Source organism: Methylobacterium sp. WL64 (assembly GCF_008039945.1).
Classification (GTDB): Bacteria; Pseudomonadota; Alphaproteobacteria; order Rhizobiales; family Beijerinckiaceae; genus Methylobacterium.
This window is the reverse complement of the sequence record NZ_VRVA01000016.1, coordinates 13,068-33,260: the sequence shown is the minus strand read 5'-3', so window position 1 is coordinate 33,260 and position 20,193 is coordinate 13,068. Positions and strand designations below refer to the sequence as shown.

Annotated in this window: 21 protein-coding genes; 15 read left to right on the top strand and 6 right to left on the bottom strand. The window is 70.6% G+C overall.

The genetic code is table 11. The features are described from left to right. Nucleotides 1-107: 107 nt before the first annotated feature. Entirely contained in the window at nt 108-290 is a 183-nt protein-coding gene (locus tag FV242_RS10725; RefSeq protein WP_147909714.1) for a hypothetical protein, read from the top strand. A 214-nt stretch (nt 291-504) separates the two neighbouring features. Here FV242_RS10725 and FV242_RS10720 read toward each other — a convergent pair whose 3' ends face one another. The 3 genes from FV242_RS10720 to FV242_RS10705 form a co-directional block, all read right to left on the bottom strand. Continuing rightward, complete coding sequence (locus FV242_RS10720) at nt 505-1,608, bottom strand: glycosyltransferase (protein WP_147938907.1); 1,104 nt, start codon at nt 1,606-1,608, stop codon at nt 505-507. Beyond that, nucleotides 1,605-2,699, bottom strand: coding sequence for a glycosyltransferase family 2 protein (locus FV242_RS10715; protein WP_147938906.1), 1,095 nt, complete (start codon nt 2,697-2,699; stop codon nt 1,605-1,607). The genes FV242_RS10720 and FV242_RS10715 overlap by 4 nt, the downstream gene beginning before the upstream one ends. A gap of 457 nt (nt 2,700-3,156) precedes the next feature. Then, complete coding sequence (locus FV242_RS10705; RefSeq protein ID WP_147909717.1) at nt 3,157-4,251, bottom strand: glycosyltransferase family 4 protein; 1,095 nt, start codon at nt 4,249-4,251, stop codon at nt 3,157-3,159. Between the two features lie 185 nt (nt 4,252-4,436). Between FV242_RS10705 and FV242_RS10700 the strand changes: the two genes are divergently transcribed. The 6 genes from FV242_RS10700 to FV242_RS10675 all read left to right on the top strand — a co-directional run bounded on the left by FV242_RS10700 (nt 4,437) and on the right by FV242_RS10675 (nt 9,549). Beyond that, on the top strand, nt 4,437-5,135 hold the full coding sequence (locus FV242_RS10700; RefSeq protein ID WP_147938905.1) for a cytochrome b/b6 domain-containing protein: 699 nt from the start codon (nt 4,437-4,439) through the stop codon (nt 5,133-5,135). Further along, on the top strand, nt 5,132-5,872 hold the full coding sequence (locus tag FV242_RS10695) for a molybdopterin-dependent oxidoreductase (RefSeq protein ID WP_147938904.1): 741 nt from the start codon (nt 5,132-5,134) through the stop codon (nt 5,870-5,872). Before FV242_RS10700 ends, FV242_RS10695 begins: the two co-directional genes overlap by 4 nt. 37 nt (nt 5,873-5,909) lie before the next feature. Continuing rightward, the gene (locus FV242_RS10690; RefSeq protein WP_147938903.1) at nt 5,910-6,899 is read left to right on the top strand and encodes an SPFH domain-containing protein; all 990 of its coding nucleotides are present in this window, start codon (nt 5,910-5,912) and stop codon (nt 6,897-6,899) included. Then, nucleotides 6,896-7,342 carry an NfeD family protein gene (locus tag FV242_RS10685; protein ID WP_147909721.1) on the top strand — a complete coding sequence of 149 codons (447 nt, stop codon included), beginning with the start codon at nt 6,896-6,898 and terminating at the stop codon, nt 7,340-7,342. Before FV242_RS10690 ends, FV242_RS10685 begins: the two co-directional genes overlap by 4 nt. Before the next feature lie 460 nt (nt 7,343-7,802). Then, nucleotides 7,803-8,666 carry a flagellar motor stator protein MotA gene (gene motA / locus FV242_RS10680; RefSeq protein ID WP_147909722.1) on the top strand — a complete coding sequence of 288 codons (864 nt, stop codon included), beginning with the start codon at nt 7,803-7,805 and terminating at the stop codon, nt 8,664-8,666. Between the two features lie 22 nt (nt 8,667-8,688). Beyond that, nucleotides 8,689-9,549, top strand: a complete 861-nt coding sequence (locus tag FV242_RS10675; RefSeq protein WP_147909723.1) for a flagellar motor protein MotB — start codon at nt 8,689-8,691, stop codon at nt 9,547-9,549. Between the two features lie 121 nt (nt 9,550-9,670). On the opposite strand, the gene FV242_RS10670 is transcribed toward FV242_RS10675, so the two are convergent. After that, nucleotides 9,671-12,547: a phosphoenolpyruvate carboxylase gene (locus FV242_RS10670; protein ID WP_147938902.1), complete on the bottom strand. Its 2,877-nt coding sequence runs from the start codon at nt 12,545-12,547 to the stop codon at nt 9,671-9,673. A 148-nt stretch (nt 12,548-12,695) separates the two neighbouring features. Here FV242_RS10670 and FV242_RS10665 point away from each other — a divergent pair, with 148 nt between their 5' ends. The 3 genes from FV242_RS10665 (at nt 12,696) to FV242_RS10655 (ending at nt 14,163) form a co-directional block, all read left to right on the top strand. Continuing rightward, the gene (locus FV242_RS10665) at nt 12,696-13,031 is read left to right on the top strand and encodes a four-helix bundle copper-binding protein (protein ID WP_147938901.1); all 336 of its coding nucleotides are present in this window, start codon (nt 12,696-12,698) and stop codon (nt 13,029-13,031) included. A 119-nt stretch (nt 13,032-13,150) separates the two neighbouring features. Further along, entirely contained in the window at nt 13,151-13,483 is a 333-nt protein-coding gene (locus FV242_RS10660) for a hypothetical protein (protein WP_147909726.1), read from the top strand. Then, complete coding sequence (locus tag FV242_RS10655; RefSeq protein ID WP_147938900.1) at nt 13,480-14,163, top strand: hypothetical protein; 684 nt, start codon at nt 13,480-13,482, stop codon at nt 14,161-14,163. The genes FV242_RS10660 and FV242_RS10655 overlap by 4 nt, the downstream gene beginning before the upstream one ends. Before the next feature lie 4 nt (nt 14,164-14,167). Here the strand turns inward: FV242_RS10655 and FV242_RS10650 are convergent, their stop codons facing one another. Then, nucleotides 14,168-14,527: a helix-hairpin-helix domain-containing protein gene (locus FV242_RS10650; RefSeq protein WP_147910023.1), complete on the bottom strand. Its 360-nt coding sequence runs from the start codon at nt 14,525-14,527 to the stop codon at nt 14,168-14,170. A 226-nt stretch (nt 14,528-14,753) separates the two neighbouring features. Between FV242_RS10650 and rpmF the strand changes: the two genes are divergently transcribed. Next, nucleotides 14,754-14,942: a 50S ribosomal protein L32 gene (rpmF, locus tag FV242_RS10645; RefSeq protein WP_147910024.1), complete on the top strand. Its 189-nt coding sequence runs from the start codon at nt 14,754-14,756 to the stop codon at nt 14,940-14,942. Nucleotides 14,943-15,615: 673 nt separating this feature from the next. Here rpmF and phaR read toward each other — a convergent pair. Continuing rightward, nucleotides 15,616-16,230: a polyhydroxyalkanoate synthesis repressor PhaR gene (gene phaR / locus FV242_RS10635; RefSeq protein ID WP_147938899.1), complete on the bottom strand. Its 615-nt coding sequence runs from the start codon at nt 16,228-16,230 to the stop codon at nt 15,616-15,618. A 329-nt stretch (nt 16,231-16,559) separates the two neighbouring features. On the opposite strand from phaR, the gene FV242_RS10630 reads away from it, so the two are divergent. The 4 genes from FV242_RS10630 to FV242_RS10615 all read left to right on the top strand — a co-directional run bounded on the left by FV242_RS10630 (nt 16,560) and on the right by FV242_RS10615 (nt 19,946). Then, the gene (locus tag FV242_RS10630) at nt 16,560-17,744 is read left to right on the top strand and encodes an acetyl-CoA C-acetyltransferase (RefSeq protein ID WP_147854948.1); all 1,185 of its coding nucleotides are present in this window, start codon (nt 16,560-16,562) and stop codon (nt 17,742-17,744) included. A gap of 116 nt (nt 17,745-17,860) precedes the next feature. Then, on the top strand, nt 17,861-18,589 hold the full coding sequence (gene phbB, locus FV242_RS10625; protein ID WP_147938898.1) for an acetoacetyl-CoA reductase: 729 nt from the start codon (nt 17,861-17,863) through the stop codon (nt 18,587-18,589). Nucleotides 18,590-19,181: 592 nt separating this feature from the next. Further along, nucleotides 19,182-19,631, top strand: coding sequence for a hypothetical protein (locus tag FV242_RS10620; protein WP_147910028.1), 450 nt, complete (start codon nt 19,182-19,184; stop codon nt 19,629-19,631). A gap of 21 nt (nt 19,632-19,652) precedes the next feature. Further along, a complete protein-coding gene (locus tag FV242_RS10615; RefSeq protein ID WP_246692665.1) occupies nt 19,653-19,946 on the top strand; it encodes a hypothetical protein in 294 nt (97 codons plus the stop codon). Nucleotides 19,947-20,193 lie beyond the last annotated feature (247 nt).

Sequence of the window (20,193 nt, the reverse complement as noted above, 5' to 3'; positions counted from 1 at the left end):
GTGGGGTGCAGATGAAAACAGCGGTGTTTGACCGCCTCCGACCTGCAACCGTCGCCGGACTGGGCCGTTATTCGTGAAATGGTCTTGGTGAGACCGGGGAGGATTCGATGAGCATCTTTCAGATCAAGCAGACGAAGAGCGGCGCCGTCGTCTGGACCGGTGCGGCCGATGACGCGCAGACGGCACTCGACGCCATGGCCCGCGAGGCCGGATACCGCGACTTCTCGGCCCTTCCGGAGACGATCCGCGACACCGGACTCGAGGCCGCGAAGCTGGACCTGATTTCTTAAGACAGTCTTTACCATCGTGAAGCGAGCGACCGGCGCGCGTCCTCAGTGACGGGCGCCTTTTTTTATGTCCGCTCGGCGCGCATCCTTCCCGGTTGTGACAGGCGCTGGCCCCGCGCCCTCCGATCACCCCGTCATTCGGAGGGCGCAGCGGAGCCCGGCATTCAGAACCGCAGGTCGCCCAGGCTCTCGCGCCGTCGGCCGCTCTGGTTTCCGGTCAGCCGCGCCCGGTCTGCCGGATCAGCGCCTCGATCGTGGCCGCGCAATCCTGGATCGCGCTCGGCCGGTACAGGCCGCCGATGATCGATGGGTCGAGGGCGAGGCCGGCGCGGATGAGGCCGGGCCACGCCTCGGCGGACGGCCAGCCACGGTGGACGATGGCGGCGCCGAGCATCTGCAGCGCCTCGGCCTTCTCGGTCTGCTCGCCGTAGGCGCGCTCCTCCGGCAGGCAGAGGAAGCGCTTGGCCTGTCCGGCGGCCAGCGCCACCAGCCCGTCGCCGCCGCCCCCGATCAGCAGGGCCGCCTGGGCGACCCGGGCCTCGACGTCGCCGACCCAGCCGTGCAGGTGCAGGTTGCTCGGGAGGTCGCCGGATCCCGTGACGGGGCCGAGAACGTGCCAGGGCCGGTCGGGGACGGCACGGGCCGCCGCGGCGAGGTCCGCCAGGTCGCCCCCCGCGCCGCCGCGGCCGAACACCACCAAGATGTCGTCGCCCGCCTCCGCGGCCGCCTGCGCGGGCGCTGCCAGGAACCCGGCATAGTGCGTCTTGGCGCGGACCCAGTCCGGCACGCCGGCCCCGTCCAGGGCCTCGGGGAAGGGGGCGAGCAGGCGCGTGGCGCTGCGGAAGGCTTCCAGGTGCGGCGGGTCGGTTCGGGTGCCGGCGAGGCGCACCACCAGGGTCGGCACCGACAGAAGGCGCGCCAGCAGGGCGACCTCGACCGAGACGTCGACCACGATCAGGGCCGGGTCGGTCCTGGCGGCCCAGTCTGCGATGCGGGCCATCCGGGTCCGCACGCCGGGATGGTTCAGGGGTGCGTAGTGGAACGCTTCCGGCCGCCCGGCCTCGCCGTCCCGCCCGTCGAAGTCCGAGCCACTCAAATCCGAGTCGCCCAATTCCGAGCCGCCGATATCCGGGCGGCCAAGCGGGCGGTCGTCGGGCAGGTCGAGCACGTCGAGGCCCGGTCTCGCGATCGCGCCCGCGTCGAACGCGGCGAGGGTACCGATCAGCGTGCAGGGCCGCGGCAGGGCGGCCGCGACCGCGCGGGCGCGCTGGAGATGCCCGGCCCCCTGATGATGGACATACCAGCCGATCCCGCTCGTCACGCGGCGTCCCGCAGCGACAGGGCGAGGGCGTCGAGGTCGGCGAGGGCCCGGTCGAGGGGGCATTCCCGGGCCGGTGGCGAACGCGATCCGAGGATGGGGTCGGCCCGCTCCACGAAGGCGATGTCGTTGGGACAATCGCCCAGGGCGGCCAGCTCCGCAGCGCCGAGCCCGAGCCGCGCGCAGGCCTCCGCCCGGGCCGGTCCGGCGAGGTGGAACGCCCGCCGCAGGGCGGCCCGGCGCAGGACCAGGGCCCGCCAATGGGCAGCCTCGGGCAGCAGATACGGCTCTCCGTCGAGGACGCGGGCGCGGCGCGCCATCTCGGTGGCCATGCCGCCCGAGACCCGGCCGGTGTGGCGGGACGAGACCATCACGCGCACGTCCGGGCAGTGGCGCAGCCGGGCGCCGCGCGCCCGCAGCAGCCCGACGAGGGCGTTATCCTCCCCGCAGGGCAGGGGCGGCAGGCCGCCGACCGCCCGATACAGCGCCACCGGGACGGCGAGGCTGGCACCGGTATGGTCGCCGTGGCGCGGCGCCGGGTCGTGCGGCGGCGGATCGAGGAGGTCTTCCAGGCGCCGGACGCCCGCCCAGTAGCGCTCGATCCGGGCGTGCAACTCGGCAAGCCGCGGGTCGGCGGCGCCGTCGTCGTCGATCACCAGGCGGCCGCCGACCACGTCCGAGCCGCGCAGGGCCGCCACGTTCGCCGCCACCCAGTCGGCCGGCAGGCGCGCGTCGGCGTCGGTGGTGAGCAGGATCCCGTCCGGGCCGGTCTCGGCGTCGAGCCAGTCGGCCCCGGCATCCAGCGCCATGCGCCGGGCGGTGCCGACATGGGCTTGCGAGCCTTGCAGCGCCACGTCGATCACCCGCAGCGTCAGCCCCGCGAGCGCGCCGGATCCTTCCAGGGCCCGGATCGCCGCCACCGTGCCGTCGGTGCAGTTGTTGGCGAGAACCACCACCCGCAGCGGCGCGCGGTCGGAAAAGCCCTCTTGCCGGGCCAGGGAGGCGAGCAGGCGCGGCAGCCGCTCCGCCTCGTTGCGGGCGGGAATGCACACGACGCAGGGCCTGGCGATCGGGGTGGCGGTTGCGCGGGTCATGATAGCTAGTCTTCCCAACCTCATCCGCGCGCTAGACGCAGTGTTTCTGCCGTCCCCGGCACGCGTATGGGCGTCACGGGTCTGTGACGCCGGCCGAGGCGCGGGTCGGCTCTCCCGTCCGGGCTCTGATGCTGACCCATCTGGTCTTGGATCGCCTCCGGCTGGACAGGAGATCCACGCCAGACCTGATCCCCGCCCTTCCTCCCCCCTTTGCGGGGGAGGGTGGCCCCTGCGTCAGCAGGGGTCGGGAGAGGGGAGCGACGCTTCCGAAAAGGTCGCGGACGCCTGATCCATCCTGCATCGTCGCGCTGCCCCTCTCCCGACCCGGCCTGACGGCCGGCCCACCCTCCCCCACAGAGGGGGGAGGGAGAGCGCGGCGGGCGATGGCGCCTACATCCGGAAGACGGCGTGTGAACATCCCGGCCCGCTCTGCCAGGCAGGCCCCCGCCGGTCTCGGTTACGCCCGCCCGCCGGCCACCCGCAGCGTCGGCTGCGCCCGCTCGGCGCAGCGCGCCATCACGGCATCGTAGCTCTCGAGATAGCGCTCGGTCATGGCGGCGGCGTCGTAGAGGGCCTCGGCCCGGTCGCGGCAGGCCCGGCGCGACAGGCCGGCCGCATCGCGGATCGCCACGGCGAGGTCCTGTGAATCGTCCGGCCGGGCGAGGCAGCCGCACTGGGCGTCGAGGATGTCGGGCATCGCGCCCCGGCGGAAGGCGGCCACCGGCGTGCCGCAGGCGAGCGCCTCGGCGACCACGAGGCCGAACGGCTCCTCCCAGCGCGGCGACACGATCGCCACCCGGGCGCGGCCGAGATGGTGCGCGAGGTCCCGGTGCGAGAGGTGCCCGAGATGGGTCAGGTCCGGCCCGAGCCGCGGGGCGATCTCGGCCGCCCAGTAGCCGGGATTGAGCTTGGGGCCCGCGAAGGTCAGCGGCAGCCCGGCCGCCCGGGCGGCGTCGATGGCCAGGTGCAGCCCCTTCTCGGGCACGATCCGGCCGGACCAGAACGCGAAGGGAGGAGCGTCGGGAGTCTCGGAATACGCGAAGGTCGAGAGGTCGACGCCGTTGTCGACCACCTGCGCGCCGGGCACGAGCGATTGCCATTCCTGGGCGAGCGAGGGCGACACGGCCAGGAAGGCCATGTCGGGGTCGGCCTGCACCACCCCGGCGACCAGGGCGTCGAAGGGCGGCGTGTGCAGCACCGTGACCCAGGGCAGCCCGAGCCGGGCGCTCATCTGCAGGGGCAGGGCGTGCAGCGCGTTGTTGTGCACGATATCGAACCCGCCGGCCGCGACCAGCTCCATCATCCGCCGGTAGGCGTCGTACTCGGCCTCGTCGATCGCCTCCTCGCGGTCCGGATCCGCCAGGGCGTCGCCGGTCGGGTCGCACAGCATCACCGGATCGAGCGCCGGGTCCGAGCCGCGGCTGGCGAACAGCGTCACGTCGTGTCCGTGCCGCTTCAGCGCGACGGTGAGAAGATGCGTGTGCATCTCCAGTCCGCCGGCGTAGGGCTGGCCAATCGGGTACTTCAGATGTGCCAGGACAGCGATCTTCACGCGCGCACCGAATCCGGTTGTGTGGGGATCTTTGCCGGCCGCAGCGGAGCGAGAGGAAAATCGTCCGCAACCAGCCTGGCGGGTATCATGCCCATCGTTTCTTCATCAAGCGTTGCGTCATCGGCGCCGGGAGCGACGACGGACGCGGCGCGTTCCCACATCCATAAGGGCTGCGTTCTGAACCGATGATGATCGAGACGACGGGTCGACCATTCAGCCGGGTGCGCCACCCCGCCTGGGTCCGCCTGACCCACTGGACCGGCGCCGCCGCGACCTTGGCGCTGATGGTCAGCGGCACCGCGATCCTTTTGGCCCTGCCGAAGCTGTTCTGGGGCGAGACCGGGGCCAACGACGCGCCGGCCTGGATCACCCTGCCGCTGCCGGTGAACCTCGAGCAGACCGGCTGGGCGCGCAACCTGCACTTCCTGGCCGCCTGGATCTTCGTCCTCAACGGGGCCGCCTACCTGGCCCTGGCGCTGCTGCGCGGGCACCTGCGCCGGCGCCTGCTGCCGGAGCCGGCCGAGATCCGGCCGCGGGCGCTCGCGGGCGAGATCCGGTCGCACCTGCGCCTGCGCGCCGGGGCGCCGCAGACCGGCCGCTACAACGCGCTCCAGAAGCTCGCCTACCTCGCCGTCCTGCTGGTGCTGGCGCCGCTGATGCTGCTCACCGGCCTGACCATGTCCCCGGGCGTCACCGCGGCCTGGCCCGAGCTGTTCGCGCTGTTCGGCGGCCGGCAGTCGGCGCGGACGATCCACTTCCTGGCGGCCTTCGCGATGGTCGCGTTCCTGGCCATCCACATCTGGCAGGTGCTGGCGAACCGGCCGCTGGACCTCATGCGCGGCATGATCGCCGGGCGTGCCGGCAACGCGGAGGAGAACCCATGAGCGCGCTGACCCGTCGCCGCCTGATCGTCGGGACCGCCGGGATCGGCGCGGCCGGCCTCGTCGGCGGCTGCGAGCCCGGCACTCCGAAGCTGCGCCCGAACCCCTACGGCCTGAGCGACTGGCTGACCTTCGCCGGGCAGCGCCTGCTGCTGGCGCACCAGCCGCTCGCCCGGGAGTTCGGCCCCGAGGCGATCTCGGCGGTGTTCCCGACCATCAACACCACCGACCCGGACGACCCGGCCTATCGCCGCTCGAAGGCGCAGGGCTTCTCGGACTGGCGCCTGCCGGTCACGGGCCTCGTCGCGCGGCCGGGCGCGTTCTCCCTGGCCGAGCTGAAGGCGATGCCGGCGCGCACGCAAATCACGCTGCATTCCTGCGAGCAGGGCTGGTCGGCGATCGGCCAGTGGACCGGCGTCCCGCTCGCGCAGGTGCTCGCCGCCGCCGGGATGCGCCCCGAGGCGCGCTACGTGGTGATGCGCAGCGTCGACGGCTGGTGGGACAGCTACGACCTGTTCGACGCCCTGCACCCGCAGACGATCCTGGCCTACGGCATGAACGGCGCCGACCTGCCGGTGGCCCACGGGGCCCCGGTTCGCCTCCGGGTCGAGCGCCAGCTCGGCTACAAGTCCTTGAAATACCTCACCAGCATCGAGGCTGTGGACCGCGTCGACGGCATCGGCCACGGGCGCGGCAGCATGGTCGCGGGCCTCGGGTTCAGCTGGTACGCTGGCATCTGAGCCGCCCGTCGACGCCGTGCGGCCGGGGAGGGGCTTCATGGATCTCACGATCGGTCTGAGCACGTTCGCGCTCGGCGCGGCGGCGCTGGCGGTGGTCACGCTGGCGGCCGGCGTGAAGATGATCCCGCAGGGCCACGTCTTCACGGTCGAGCGGTTCGGCCGCTACAGCCGCACCCTGGAATCCGGCCTCGGCCTGATCATCCCGTTCGTCGAGCGCGTCGGCCGGCGGGTGAACGTGATGGAGCAGGTGGTCGACGTCCCGAGCCAGCAGGCCTTCACCCGCGACAATGCCGGCGTCACGATCGACGCGGTGGTGTTCTACCAGGTGCTCGACGCGGCCCGGGCCTCCTACGAGGTCTCGAACCTCGACCTCGCCATGACCACCCTGACCATGACCAACATCCGCACCGTGGTCGGCTCGATGGATCTCGACCAGTTGCTCGCCCACCGGGACGAGATCAACGAGCGCCTGCTGCGGGTGCTGGACGCAGCGGCCGCGCCCTGGGGCGTCAAGATCAACCGCATCGAGATCAAGGACATCGTGCCGCCGGCCGACCTCGCCGGCGCCATGGCCCGGCAGATGAAGGCCGAGCGCGAGAAGCGCGCCTCGATCCTGGAGGCGGAGGGGCAGCGCGCCGCCGAGATCCTGCGGGCCGAGGGGCGCAAGCAATCGGCGATCCTGGAGGCGGAAGGCCGCCGCGAGGCCGCGTTCCGCGACGCCGAGGCGCGCGAGCGCTCCGCCGAGGCCGAGGCGGCGGCGACCGGGATGCTCAGCCGGGCGATCGCCGAGGGCGACATCGCGGCGGCGAACTTTCTGGTGGCGGAGAAATACGTGGACGCGGTGCGGGCGCTGGCCACCGCGCCGAACCAGCGCGTGGTCGTGGTGCCGATCGAGGCGGCGGCGCTCGCGGGCACGCTGGGCGGCATCGGCGAGCTCACCCGCGCGGTCTTCGGCGAGGCTACTACTTCGCCCCGGCGCGCCGGCTCGCCGCCCAACGTGTCGGCCCCGCGGGCCGGAACCCCATGACCGACGGCTTCGGGATCCTGGCAGCCCTCGGGCCGGCCTGGAGCTGGGTGATCGGCGGCCTCGTCCTGGCGGGCGCCGAGATCGTGGCGCCGGGGGTATTCCTGATCTGGTTCGGCCTCGCCGCCGTGGCGACCGGCCTCGCCACGGCGCTGATCCCGATGCCTTGGCAGGGCCAGACCCTGCTGTTCGCGGCCACGGCCGTCCTCCTGGTCGGCCTCGCCACGCGCCTGCACCGCCGCACGGGCCCCGGCGACGCCCTCAACCGCGCCGACCGCGGCCTGATCGGCCGCGAGGGCGTGCTCGCCGAGCCGATCCTCCAGGGCGCCGGCCGCATCCGCTTCGACGACACGCTGTGGCGGATCGAGGGACCGGATCTACCGGCGGGCGCACGGGTACGGGTGGCCGGGCTGACCGGGACGGTGCTGCGGGTCGAGGCGGCTTGAGGGACGGATAGGACGGTACCCCGCGTTTGCGGGTGGCGGAAGCGAACGCCGTCCCGCGCTCCGGGCGCATCGCATCGCTATCGCGGCCGCCCGACGCATGGCGCAGGTCCCGGGAGAGCACCCGGACGATTGGTGCGGCCAGGACGTTCCGGCTCCGGACGGCGCCGCGCACGTCCCGCCTCGGCTTGCGGGCACGCGTTGCGGAGCGTGGGCCGGCTCCAGGGACGGAGCGGCAGGGTCGGCCGCCATGCCTGACCACGCGTGAAAGCCGACGTGATCGCGCTGCGACACGGCCGCGCCGGTCAGATCAGGTCAAACCCGCTCCACCGAACGCGCACACCAAACATCCGCCAGTCCTTCGGTCGCGGCTCTAAACGCGCTGTTAACCTTAATCAGTGATTGGCCAATGATTAATGGCGTCGCGTGGCTTGTACCTGTCGCCACGCAAGGATGGCAAACTATGCGGCTGATCGTCGGCACATTGATCGTCTTTGCCTGCGTCTTCGGCAGCTACGCGGCGATGGGTGGCCACCTGCTCGTCCTGTGGCAGCCGTTCGAATTCGTCATCATTCTCGGTGCCGCGATCGGCGCCTTCGTCATCGGCAATACCGGGCCGGTGCTCAAGGCCGTGCCCGCCATGCTGGGTACGCTCGTGAAGGGGCCGAAATACACGCAGAAGAGCTATGTTGAGCTGCTGGGGATGCAGTACTCGTTGTTCAAGCTTGCGAAGTCGAAGGGCGCGATGGCGCTCGAGCCGCACATCGAGGATCCGGGCGAGTCGACGCTGTTCAACGCCTTCCCGACCTTTGCCGCGAACCATCACGCTGTCGAGTTCGTCTGCGACTACATGCGGATGGTGACGCTGGGCGCCAACAACGTCTACGAGATCGACGCGCTGATGGATGAGGAACTGCAGACGCACCACCAGGAGCAGGAGCGTGTCGTCTCGGCCATGCAGGCGCTCGCCGACGGGACCCCGGCGCTCGGCATCGTCGCCGCCGTGCTGGGCGTCATCAAGACGATGGGGGCGATCAAGGAGCCGCCGGAGGTGCTGGGCCATCTGATCGGCGGGGCGCTGGTCGGCACCTTCTTCGGCGTCTTCGTCGCCTATGGCTTCTTCGGGCCCATGGCGCAGTCGCTCAAGAGCCTCTTCGAGGCGGAGTCCAAATACTACCTGTCCCTCAAGGCGGGTCTGCTCGCCCATATCGGCGGCCAGCCCCCGGTGATGGCGGTGGAATTCGCCCGCAAGTCTCTGATGAGCGACGTCCGCCCGACCTTCAACGAAGTGGAAGCGGCAACCGCCGCTCTGCCCGCTCAGATCTGACCCAACCGCCAGCAGGGACCCGATGACCACGATCATCATCAAGAAGGTCAAGAAGGCCGGTCATGCGCACCATGGCGGGGCCTGGAAGATCGCCTATGCGGACTTCGTGACCGCCATGATGGCGTTCTTCCTGCTGATGTGGCTGATCAGCATGACGACCCAGGAGCAGAAGAACGGGTTGGCGGAATACTTCGCGCCTTCGGCGTCGAGCCCCGCGACCAGTGGCGCGGGCGGAATGCTGTACGGCACCGCCCTCGACACGTCCGGCAACAAGGCGTCCACGCCCCGCGACGCAGCGAGGGGCTCGGTCGAGCGGGAGGATACGACGCGCGCGACCACTCCGGGCCGCGCCAGCGATCTCGATGCCAGCCGCCAGGCCGCCAGCGTGCAGGCCGATTACAGCGCCATCGCCAGCCTCCGGCAGGCGCTCCAGACGTTGCCCGACATCGCCGAGCTGTCGAAGAACATCGTGATCGAGCCGACCAAGGAGGGCGTGAACGTGTCCCTCGTGGACCAGGACGGCCGCTCCATGTTCCGCGAGGGCTCCGTCGAGCCCCACGAGCGCACCCGTCGCGTCCTGGAGACGCTCGCGCCCGCCCTGCGTCAGCTGCCCAACCGCCTGTCCGTCACCGGCCACACGTCCGCCACGCGCCCGGGCTCGGCGCGGGTCATCGAGCCCTGGAATCTCACCGCCGGGCGTGCGCTCGCCGTGCGCGAGATCCTGGCGGGGTCCGGAGTTCCCAACGACAACTTCACCTCCGTGGTGGGACGCGCCGACACCGAGCCGGTTTACCCCGACAATCCCTACCTCGCGCCGAACCGGCGGGTGACGATCACCCTGCTCCACGCGAACCCGCCGGTGCCCGCGAATCTGTTCCGCTGACGACGCGGCGCCTGGCCGCCCGGGGCCGTTCCGGATCGCGTTGCGATCGGGGACGGCTCCCAATGCTTGATGCGATGCGCGCGCTTCCGCCGAACAGGCATGAAGTTCGGCGGCGAGCGCTCTACCCGAACGCCCCGACCTCGTGCTGGATCATCCCCGAAATCTCCCGCACCTGGTCGAACAGGCGGCGGATCGGCTGGAACAGGTTGGCGTGCTCGGCCTCGTAGGTGCCGACATCCCGGGGGCCGGCGGGCTCGCCGAAGTTGAGGCCGAGCGTCGGGTCCGGGGTGATCGGGAAGATCGCGTCGAGCAGCGTCAGGCAACCGTCGATGTCGAGGCGCAGGACGCGTTCCAGCAGCTGTTCGCGGGAGATGCCAGCCTGCGGGCGGAAGCCCGGGATGTGCACCGCCAGGAACCAGATCCGGTGGATCAGCGCCAGCCGCAGGGCGTGCAGCAGGGTCAGGCGGGCCGACATGCCGGGCAGGTCCGGGGCGGCGGTGGTGAGCGCCAGCCAGTCGCGGGTCAGGCGGCCGAACAGGCCGCGCAGGGACGATGCGAGGTCAAGGCGCTCCAGGGCGCCGGCGATCACCACCAGCTCCTCCCGGCGGAAATCCTTCTGGGTGCGCCGGGCCCGCTCCAGCCAGACCGCCGGGTCGAGGGTGTCGATATAGGCGCGCAGCACGTCGAGGTCGCCCAAGGCGGCGGCGTGCTGGACCAGCCGGAATGCCCGCGAGAAGCGCACCGAATCCCGCCGCATGTCGCGGAACAGGTCGGGGCCGCGCTGGGCGGCCCGGCCGATCCCGTGGAGGGAATTGGCCAGAAAACCGAGCTGGTGCAGGATCGCGTTGTTGGGGATCGCCCGCATCTGGGTCGGATGGGTGATGCGCGCGGGCCCGCCGTTGTCGGTCTGGCGTGCCACCGGGCGTGAGCCCGTGCGGTCGATCAGGCTCGGGCCGAAGGTGCCGAGCAGGGCGGCGTAGCCCGGATCGTCGACCAGGGCCTCCATGTCCTGCCGGGCGGCGGTGAAGAATTCGAGGGCGAAGTCCGGCTCCGAGTAGATCGGGTCGTCCTTGGCGTCGCCCCCCGCCGCGGTGTCGTTCAGCGCGTAATCCGAGAAGCTGTCGTCCTCGGCGATGTCGAGGGCGTAGACGTGCTCGGCGATGCGGGCGACGCTCGCCTGAGCCAGCGCCTCGGTGCCGTAGAGCAGGTAGCCGTCGGTGCCCTGGAAGCTCGATTCGAGCCGCACCTTGAGGCCGGCCTTGCGGGCGCGGTCGCGGGCGTCCTCGGGGGCGAGATAGGCCAGGCGGTCGCGCAGGGAGGTCGGGTGGGCGCCCCGGCCGATCGATTCGCCGTGGGTGTCGAAGATCGTGAGTTCGACATCGGCCAGCCCGTTCTGGACCAGCATCTCGGTGATGCGCAGGCGCAGCCGCTCGATCCAGAAGGTGGCGGCGAGCTGACCGACATAGCGGCCGGAATCCGAGTAGCCGAACTGCACCGTCAGCCGGCCGATCCGCTTGAGGTACTGCCGCCAGTGCGGGTTGCGCAGGGCGTCGTCGAGCACCCGGATGCCCTGCTCCAGGGCGCTCGCGGTCTCGAACAGGGGCGTGATCTCGAGCTTGTCGGCAATGTCGTAATGGCGGGCCAGCCACAGGGCGGCCAGCAGGGTGTAGCCGGTCTCGGTCTCGGCGATCAGGAAGCGCACCGGGTGGGTGCCGTCCACGTGCTTGAGGATCTGGGCGATCGTCATCATCAGCCGGGCGGCCGAGGCCCGCTCGGCGGCCAGCGCGCCGAAATCCACCGCCACAGGGCGGACGTCGTTGAGCAGGCTGTGGATGGTCGCCAGATGCGAGCGGCGCTGGGCCGAATCGGTCGGCTCGCCCTCCAGATCGATCACCCGGCGCACGGCGTTGTAGATCTGGCTGGCGTTCAGCCGGAAATGCGGCAGGGCGTTCGAGAGGCCGTGGGTGGCCACGCCCGAGCGCAGGATCGCGATCGCCCGCTTGTCGGCGGCGTCGGCGCCCTCGAGTGCGGCGGTGAGCCCGGCGACCAGGGCGCCGGCATCGGTCTGGGCGCGCTCGCGCTCGATGATCAACGCGAGGGCGAACCGGTGCACCGCTTCGAGCGACGGCTTGTCGCCGAGCCGGGGGGCGACCGCGAGCTGGCGGTTGACCGCGGCGAGCGCCTCCGCGGCCAACGCCCGGACCTCCCGGCAGGCGGCGGTGTCGGGCAGGTCGCGCATCACCCGGTCGAACTGCATGCGCTTGGAGATCAGCCGGTAGCGCAGGGTGTCCCACCAGCCGATGTCGGTGCGCCCGTCGGTGTCGCAGCCGACCCAGCTGGCGATGGCGAAGGGGCGGGGGGTCAGATCGGTCCAGCTTTCGGGCCAGCGGGTGCGGGCGGCGTCCAGCAGGGCACCGTTGAACGCGTCCAGGGCGAGCCGTCCGTTATTGGCCGCCGCGCAGGCCTGCTCGAACTCGACGTCGAGGGTGATCGGCGCGTCCGGCCGGGTGGAGAGCGCGGCGGCGCGGGCGATCAGGTCGGCGCGGGCGGCCGCGTCGGGCAGGCTGGCGGCCTGTGCCAGCAGCGTCGCCACGGCGCGCGGCATGCCGAAGGTCGGATGCGCCGTGAACACCACCGCGAAGGCGATGCGGTGGATGAAGGCCGCGAAGGTCGAGACGCCGTCCGGTCCGCCGGGGGCGGCGGCGACCAGACGCGCGGGGATCGCAGCATCCGCGTCGGCCGGCCCGGCCTCGAGCCCGACATAGCCCCGCAGCCGCTCCGCCCGGGCCGCCAGGGCCGGGGCGCGCAGCCGCTCGAACAGGCCGTCGAGGTCGTCGGCCGCGATCTCGTTGCGGTCGAACCGGCGGGTGATCGCGAGCGTCACGGCCAGGACGGGGTTGCGGAACGGGTCCTCCCGGGCCTGCTCCCGGGCGCTCTCGATCAGGCCCAGGAGATGCCTCTCCAGCTCCCCCGGCTCGCGACTCGACTCGTGCTGCATGGATCGGTCCCGACTCCGGCTCGCTCGCGTCTACCCGGCCCAGCGCCACACGCAAGGAGCGTTCCGTCAGGCCGTCCGCCCCGGCGTGTGGGCGAACCGCCGCGGACCGGGCGCATTAGCCCCGGGGGGGCAGCGTGAGGAACCGTGCATGGCCCACACCGCGAACGCCGACATGCAGGCCTGCATTGAGGCTTGCCTGCGATGCTATCAGACCTGCCTCGGCATGATGACGAACCGGTGCGTCGAGGCCGGCGGCCCCCATGTCGAGCCGGAGCATGTCCGGCTGATGCTCTCCTGCGCCGAGACCTGCCGGGCCTGCGCGCACCTCATGGTGATCGGCAGCGCGGTGCACCGCCACCAGTGCCGGGCCTGCGCCGAGATCTGCGCGGCCTGCGCGGCCTCCTGCGAGGCGGTGGGCGACATGGACGATTGCGTGCGGGCGTGCCGGACCTGCGCGGAGACCTGCCGGCGCATGGCCGCCTGAGGGTCCTCCGGCGGGGCGGGAACGCCCCGTCGCGCCCTGGTCCGATCCCGCATGCGGTCGTTGTTCCGCCGAGTACGGGGTGACGACGGGCCTTCGGGCGGGTTAGAGGTTCCCGCCTGATGGAGCGCCTGCTGATCATCCTGGCTATAGTGGCCTTCGTCGTCGCGGGACTTGCGGTCGCCGCCATGACGGCCCGGGGCCGGCGCGAACCCCTGCGCATGGGCTCCGAACTCGACGTCGAGGACGAGGAGCTGGTGATCGGCTCGGTCGGCCCGCGCATCAGCCCGATCGACCGCGCGGCGCAGGATCTCGACCCGCGCGTTCCGGACTCCCACCTGCTCGACCCACGCGTACTCGATTTGGAAGCGATCGAATTGCAACCGATCAGAGCCCTCGATAGGACCGGCCGGATCGAGCCGCCGCGGCGCGATCAGCCGGAGGCGGACCGATGAGGCTGTATCCTGGGGCGGCCGGTCTGCTGCTCGCCTTCCTGCCGGCCGGACTGTCGGCGCCCCATGCCGCGCCGGGCCCGACGCCGCCGCAGGCGACGACCCCCGCCCAGGCTCCGGCACCCGCCCAGGCTCCGGCACCCGCGCCGAAGCCGCCCGCTCCGGCCGAGCCGGCGCCGGCACCCGATCCCACCGCCGCCGCTCCGCCGGTCGAGCAGCCCTGCGGGGCCCGAGCGGCGCGCTACGAGGGCGGCAAGGGGTTCAAGATGGTCGTGACCCGGGCCGGGCAGGTGCGGACCACGAACCCGCTCCGGCCGCTGACCCCGGAGGTGAACGAGGTCCTGCAGGTCGTGATCGCCGGCAAGGTCGCCACCGCGTACGGGCCCGATTTCGCCACGCTGCGGCGCGGCACGGCGCCGGCCACCATCGAGGCGATGCTCGGCGGGCCGATCCGCTGGCAGCCGTCCCTGCCGATCCTGGCGGACCCGATCACCATCGTGGCCGAGGAGGGCTCGACCCTGGCGCAGCTCGCGTTCCGTGCCTGCGAGGATCCCCCCGCCGTCAAGGCCGCGCCGAAGCCCCAGGCCAGGAAGAAGGCCCCCGTCCGGCGCGCGGCGCCGAAGGAGGCCACCCAGAAGGCGCCCCCGGGCTTCTCCATGCCCCAGGGCGCGATCGCCGAGTGAGCGATTACTTCTGCTTGGCGATGACCTTGTCCTTGATCCCGTCGTAGACGCTCTGCGGGATGATCTTCTTGGAGACGAGGTCGTCCTTGCCGCGATAGGGCCGGCCCTTGATGATCGCGGCGGAGCGGGCGGCGCCGATGCCCGGGAGGGCGTCGAGGTCGGCGGCGCTGGCGCTGTTGAGGTCGAGCAGCGCGCCCTTGGCGGCGTTCGGCGGCCCGGCGACCGGCGCGCTCGGCGCGGTCGGCCTGGCGGGGGCGGTCGGCGTCGCGGGGCTCGATGTCTGCGGAGCCTGCGCGAGGGCTGGCGCCGCCATCAGGCTCGAGAGCAGGGCGAGGACGGCAAACGTCGTTTTGGAGGAAGCCATGGCGGATCTCCCGAGGGGTACGACCCGCAGCGCGGCGCCGTCCGCCAGATCTGGGCCCGGCGACTTGAACCCGGGCTTAACGGTTGTGTCGCCGCACCCCTAGCCACGGGCCGGCGCCGACGCTATAAGCGCGCCCTCATCCGTATCCCGCGGTGTGCGAGGCGATCCTCGATCGAGGAGCCGCTCGCGCGCCGCTTTGCCCGCGGCATCACGAAGGACTTCTGCCATGGCCGTTCCGAAGCGAAAGACCTCCCCCTCCCGTCGCGGCATGCGCCGCTCGGCCGACGCCCTCAAGGCGCCGACCTACGTCGAGGACAAGGACTCGGGCGAGCTGCGCCGTCCGCACCACATCGACCTGAAGACCGGCATGTACCGCGGCCGCCAGGTGCTGAAGGTGAAGTCCGTCGAGGCGTAAGCGTCTCGACCGGTCCGATCCTTCATCGGTCCGACCAACAGCCTCGTATCCGGGATGCGCTCGCGAAGCGGGCGCCTCACCGTACGGGGCGGGGGCTGGAATGGGCGTCAGGCTCACCGCCCGCGCCCGGTCCCTGCGCGCGCAGGGCAGCGACCTCGGCCAGCGGGTGTCCTTCGAACGTGGCGCAGCGTCGGGTCGCCTCGCTGCGCTCGCGATGACGGCGCGGGCGAGAACAGAAACTTACGCGAGCCGCCGAGCGGTCTCTGCGTAACGGGCCGCGGCCGCCTTCGTGCGTTCCAGCCGCGACGGCCGGAGGGTCGGGTCGCTGGCGATCAGTAGCTGAGCCACGAATCCCGAACAGGCACTGCCGCTACCGAATCGGTCCGGCATCAGGATCGTGGCGCGCGCCTCGCGCCGTCCCCCATCGACCACCACCAGTGCCCGAGCCGGCGAGACGGCGTCCGTCGTCGCCCCGGCCGCAGCACCCGCGGATTGCGCGGGCCTGCTCGTCCAGTTTGCACCGGCCCGGCCTACTGTCCCGATCCGCGCCATCGCAACATCCCCTGCACGTCACCGTGCGCATGTTGCAAACGTGGGGCCGGCGTTAATGGTCCGTCAACTTGTCAAAAACGCTTAGGACCGGCCGGAGTGATTGGTTTTGGCACGGCCAAGATTACTTCTTGGCCAGGTCCTCGAGGCGCTGCTGCATCTCCAGCATCTGCCGCTTGAGGTCGTCGAGCTCGCCGCCGGCATAGGCCCCCTGGGCCCCCTGGGCACCTTGCGCGGCCCCCTGCGGCGCCTGGGGCTGAGCCCCGCCGGCGGGCGGCGTGAAACCGGTGAACATCTTCATGGCGTCGCCGAAGAAGTTCATGTTGGTGCGCACCGACTGCTCGATCGCGTTCTGGAACGCGGCAGGGCCGAAGCTGTGGGCGAATTTCTCGCGCAGGCCGTCTTGGTCCTTGGCGAAGTTCGCCATCGAGAATTCCAGGAAGCTCGGCACCATCGTGCGCATGCTGTCGCCGTAGAAGCGGATCAGCTGGCGCAGGAACGCCACCGGCAGCAGGTTCTCGGCGCCGGCCTTGTTCTCCTGCTCGAAGATGATCTGCGTCAGCACCGACCGGGTGATGTCGTCGCCCGCGCGCGCATCGTAGACGACGAAGTCCTCGCCGTTCTGGACCATCGTGGAGAGGTCCTCCAGCGTCACGTAGGTCGAGGTGCCGGTGTGATACAGGCGCCGGTTCGCGTATTTCTTGATGACGGTCTGGGTGGCCTTGACGGTATCCGCCATCGGGAACGGCCTTTCTGAACTCAGGACTCAGGGCGTCGCAGGCACGCGCGACGCGTCCCGGCGGGGATCGTCTTCGCGCCCGCAGCACGAACCTTAAAGCCTTCCACAGGCGCAGAAAACAGCAAACTGCACCTCTTCAACGCAGAATAATGCCGGGTGCGGGCCTTCGCACAGGCCATTTCAGTCTCGCAGGCGCGTCATCGGGGCGTTTTGACCCTCGAAGCTCGATCCTTGACTTCGCCGACCTCAAGCCCTTCATCGCGGGACCGGCTTTTAGAGCGCGCCCGAACTGAGGAAGGCGCGCCGGCTTGTAAGAGGAGAACGTTCACATGGCAGGCAGCGAAGAGATCGTCATCGTCGGGGCCGCGCGCACCGCGGTCGGCTCGTTCGGCGGCGCCTTCGGGGCCGTCCCGGCCCACGAGCTCGGCGCAACCGCGATCAAGGCCGCCCTGGAGCGCGCCAAGGTCTCCCCCGACGACGTGGACGAGGTGATCTTCGGCCAGGTGCTCACGGCCGGCGCCGGCCAGAACCCCGCACGGCAGGCCGCGATCAAGGCCGGCATCCCCGAGAAGGCCACCGCCTGGGGCCTCAACCAGGTCTGCGGCTCGGGCCTGCGCACCGTCGCCATCGGCATGCAGCAGATCGCCAACGGCGACGCCACCGTGATCGTGGCCGGTGGCCAGGAATCGATGTCGCTCTCGCCCCACGCCCAGTACCTGCGCGGCGGCCAGAAGATGGGCGACCTCAAGCTCATCGACACGATGATCAAGGACGGGCTCTGGGACGCCTTCAACGGCTACCACATGGGCCAGACCGCCGAGAACGTCGCCCAGGCGTTCCAGCTCACCCGCGAGCAGCAGGACCAGTTCGCGACCCGCTCGCAGAACAAGGCCGAGGCCGCCCGCAAGGAGGGCCGGTTCAAGGACGAGATCGTCCCGGTGACGATCCCCGGCAAGAAGGGCGACACGATCGTCGACACCGACGAGTACATCCGTGACGGCGCCACCGTGGAAGCGATGGCCAAGCTCAAGCCCGCCTTCGCCAAGGAGGGCACGGTGACGGCCGCCAACGCGTCCGGCCTGAACGACGGCGCCGCCGCGCTGGTGCTGATGTCGGCCTCCGAGGCGGAGCGGCGCGGGCTGACGCCGCTCGCCAAGATCAAGTCCTGGGCGACCGCGGGCGTCGATCCCAAGGTGATGGGCACCGGCCCGATCCCGGCCTCCCGCAAGGCCCTGGAGAAGGCCGGCTGGAAGCCCTCCGACCTCGACCTGATCGAGGCCAACGAGGCCTTTGCGGCTCAGGCGCTCGCGGTGAACAAGGACATGGGCTGGGACGATTCGAAGGTGAACGTCAACGGCGGCGCCATCGCCATCGGTCACCCGATCGGCGCCTCCGGTGCCCGCGTCCTCGTCACCCTGCTGCACGAGATGAAGCGGCGCGACGCCAAGAAGGGCCTCGCCACCCTGTGCATCGGCGGCGGCATGGGCGTCGCCATGTGCCTCGAGCGGCCGTGACCGGCTCGTTACGACCGGCTGTCCACCAATATAGACTTGAGTCCTAACTCAGAAAAAATCGCGTGCGGACGCCATCCGCACGCGGCATCACGTGATGCGAACAGGAGGAAACAACAATGTCTCAAGGACGCGTCGCGCTCGTGACGGGCGGTACCCGCGGTATCGGTGCCGCGATCTCGAAGGGCCTGCAGGCCAAGGGCTACAAGGTCGCTGCCAATTACGCCGGCAACGATGAGGCGGCCCAGGCCTTCAAGGCCGAGACCGGCATCCCGGTCTTCAAGTTCGACGTCGGCGACTACGAGAGCTGCCAGGCCGGCATCGCGGCGGTCGAGGTCGAGCTCGGCCCGGTCGAGGTTCTGGTCAACAATGCCGGCATCACCCGCGACGGCGCTTTCCACAAGATGGATTTCGCCAAGTGGCAGGCGGTCATCAAGACCAACCTGGACTCGGTGTTCACCTGCACCCGGCCGGTGATCGAGGGCATGCGCAGCCGCGGCTTCGGCCGGATCATCATCATCTCGTCGATCAACGGCCAGAAGGGCCAGGCCGGCCAGACCAACTACTCGGCCGCCAAGGCCGGCGTGATCGGCTTCGCCAAGGCGCTCGCCCAGGAAAGCGCCTCCAAGGGCATCACCGTCAACGTGATCGCGCCGGGCTACATCGCCACCGACATGGTGATGGCGGTGCCGGAGGAGATCCGCAACAAGATCATCGCGACGATCCCGACCGGCCGCCTCGGCAAGTCGGAAGAGATCGCCCATGCGGTGGAATACCTGGCGAGCGACGAGGCCGGCTTCATCAACGGCTCGACGCTCACCGTGAACGGCGGCCAGCACTTCGTCTGATTTCTTTTCGATACGACGGGCGTGTCCGGCTCTGCCGGGCCGCCACATCGATCTCCGACGCCGCGCCGCCCTGCCGGGCCGCGCGGCGTTTCTTTGTGTTCGTGCTTTCGGTCAGATCTCATCTTCGATCGGCGACACACGGCCGGCAGGATAAGCCGCCTTGTCATTCCGGGGCGCCGCAGGCGAGCCCGGAACTCAGAGCCGCTGCCGCTGCAAGGTCATCATGGACCTGAGTTTCTGGATTCCGGGCTCCGCTTCGCGGTCCCGGAATGACCGGGTGGCTGCTCGTAAGACGCTCGGACTTCAGAGCGATCACAGCACGTATTTTCCGCACAAACACCGGTTTGACCTGAGCCTCGCAGGATCTTTGTCAAACGCGCGCCGGTGGGCGAAACGAAATCCACGCGATCCTCACGGATTTCTTTTCACACCGTAGATCCCATCAGACTGCGCGTGGATCTGTGCATTGCGGGGTCGGACGCGCGGAATCGCACAGGTGCTCCGGAACACGAACAATTCGAGCTGTCCCGGATAGGTGTCGTTTCGGCCCGGCGTGGTTGTTCGCGCCAGCAAGAACGAAGGCCCCGATACGATGAACACCCCGTTCACCAAGCGCGATGCCGGTGAAACTCTTGCCGCCGACCGGACGGTCGATGCACGCGGCGTCGCGATGCTGGCCAAGCTCGGTCTCGCCGCGGCCTGCGCCCTCGGCCTCGCCGCCTGCGTCACCCCGCAGGAACGGCACGCGATGGATCAGGGCCAGTGCTACGACTTCGGCTTCGAGCCCGGCACCGATGCGTTTGCCCAGTGCACGATGGACCTACACCAGCAGCGCGCGCTGACCCAGGCCAACCGGGACCTGTACTGGCAGTCCCAGTTCGCCGCGCAGACCCGCCGGCGGGAGGCGCAGCAGGATCTCTACAAGCAGATCAGCCTGCAGCGCAGCGGCGACCCGCGCTTTCCCGTCTGCGGCGCCGCCTCGGACGGCGGCATGGACCGCCGGACCATGACCTGGTTCGGCCCGAACTGCCGCGCCCGCTGATCCCGATCCGGAGAGACTCCCATGTCCGATGTCACCACCTCGCCCGATGTCACCACCTTGCCCGATGTCACCACCCTGCCCGACGTCACCACCCGCGGCCCGCAGAAGCCGGGCCGGATCATCTTCATCGCCACCGCCCTGGTCGGCACCGCGACCGGATTCATCACCGGCGACATCGTGCTGTTCATCCTGGCTCTTTTCGGCTGCGCGTCCGTGCTCAGCGTGAGCTACGCGCTGGTCGCCCGCCGCCTCGGTTGGCAGCCGGTGAAGTTCGGCGAGCTGTTCGACATGGTTTTGCTGCTGGCACACCCCTGACCGGCTTCCCTTCGCGGGCTACGCGAAGGGAAGCCGGAACGGCCGGCTCACTTCTCCGAAGTCTGGCCGGTCACGCCCCCCTTAGCTTCGCTGAATCGACGCTCCCGAGACCGCCATGACGCTCGCCCTGATCCTCGCCAGCCTCCTCCTGGTCAACGTTCTGATGGCCGGCCTGTTCTCCCTGGTCGCCCTCTGGGCCGCTTGAGCGGCGGTGCTCGCCGCCGAAGCGGATACCGGTCCGGCGTCA

Bases quoted from the DNA above. Each gene is read 5' to 3' on its own strand.
- FV242_RS10725 (WP_147909714.1), top strand. From the start codon at position 108: ATGAGCATCTTTCAGATCAAGCAGACGAAGAGCGGCGCCGTCGTCTGG.
- FV242_RS10715 (WP_147938906.1), bottom strand. From the start codon at position 2,699: ATGACCCGCGCAACCGCCACCCCGATCGCCAGGCCCTGCGTCGTGTGC.
- FV242_RS10700 (WP_147938905.1), top strand. From the start codon at position 4,437: ATGATGATCGAGACGACGGGTCGACCATTCAGCCGGGTGCGCCACCCC.
- FV242_RS10695 (WP_147938904.1), top strand. From the start codon at position 5,132: ATGAGCGCGCTGACCCGTCGCCGCCTGATCGTCGGGACCGCCGGGATC.
- FV242_RS10690 (WP_147938903.1), top strand. From the start codon at position 5,910: ATGGATCTCACGATCGGTCTGAGCACGTTCGCGCTCGGCGCGGCGGCG.
- FV242_RS10685 (WP_147909721.1), top strand. From the start codon at position 6,896: ATGACCGACGGCTTCGGGATCCTGGCAGCCCTCGGGCCGGCCTGGAGC.
- motA (WP_147909722.1), top strand. From the start codon at position 7,803: ATGCGGCTGATCGTCGGCACATTGATCGTCTTTGCCTGCGTCTTCGGC.
- FV242_RS10675 (WP_147909723.1), top strand. From the start codon at position 8,689: ATGACCACGATCATCATCAAGAAGGTCAAGAAGGCCGGTCATGCGCAC.
- FV242_RS10670 (WP_147938902.1), bottom strand. From the start codon at position 12,547: ATGCAGCACGAGTCGAGTCGCGAGCCGGGGGAGCTGGAGAGGCATCTC.
- FV242_RS10665 (WP_147938901.1), top strand. From the start codon at position 12,696: ATGGCCCACACCGCGAACGCCGACATGCAGGCCTGCATTGAGGCTTGC.
- FV242_RS10660 (WP_147909726.1), top strand. From the start codon at position 13,151: ATGGAGCGCCTGCTGATCATCCTGGCTATAGTGGCCTTCGTCGTCGCG.
- FV242_RS10655 (WP_147938900.1), top strand. From the start codon at position 13,480: ATGAGGCTGTATCCTGGGGCGGCCGGTCTGCTGCTCGCCTTCCTGCCG.
- FV242_RS10650 (WP_147910023.1), bottom strand. From the start codon at position 14,527: ATGGCTTCCTCCAAAACGACGTTTGCCGTCCTCGCCCTGCTCTCGAGC.
- rpmF (WP_147910024.1), top strand. From the start codon at position 14,754: ATGGCCGTTCCGAAGCGAAAGACCTCCCCCTCCCGTCGCGGCATGCGC.
- phaR (WP_147938899.1), bottom strand. From the start codon at position 16,230: ATGGCGGATACCGTCAAGGCCACCCAGACCGTCATCAAGAAATACGCG.
- FV242_RS10630 (WP_147854948.1), top strand. From the start codon at position 16,560: ATGGCAGGCAGCGAAGAGATCGTCATCGTCGGGGCCGCGCGCACCGCG.
- phbB (WP_147938898.1), top strand. From the start codon at position 17,861: ATGTCTCAAGGACGCGTCGCGCTCGTGACGGGCGGTACCCGCGGTATC.
- FV242_RS10620 (WP_147910028.1), top strand. From the start codon at position 19,182: ATGAACACCCCGTTCACCAAGCGCGATGCCGGTGAAACTCTTGCCGCC.
- FV242_RS10615 (WP_246692665.1), top strand. From the start codon at position 19,653: ATGTCCGATGTCACCACCTCGCCCGATGTCACCACCTTGCCCGATGTC.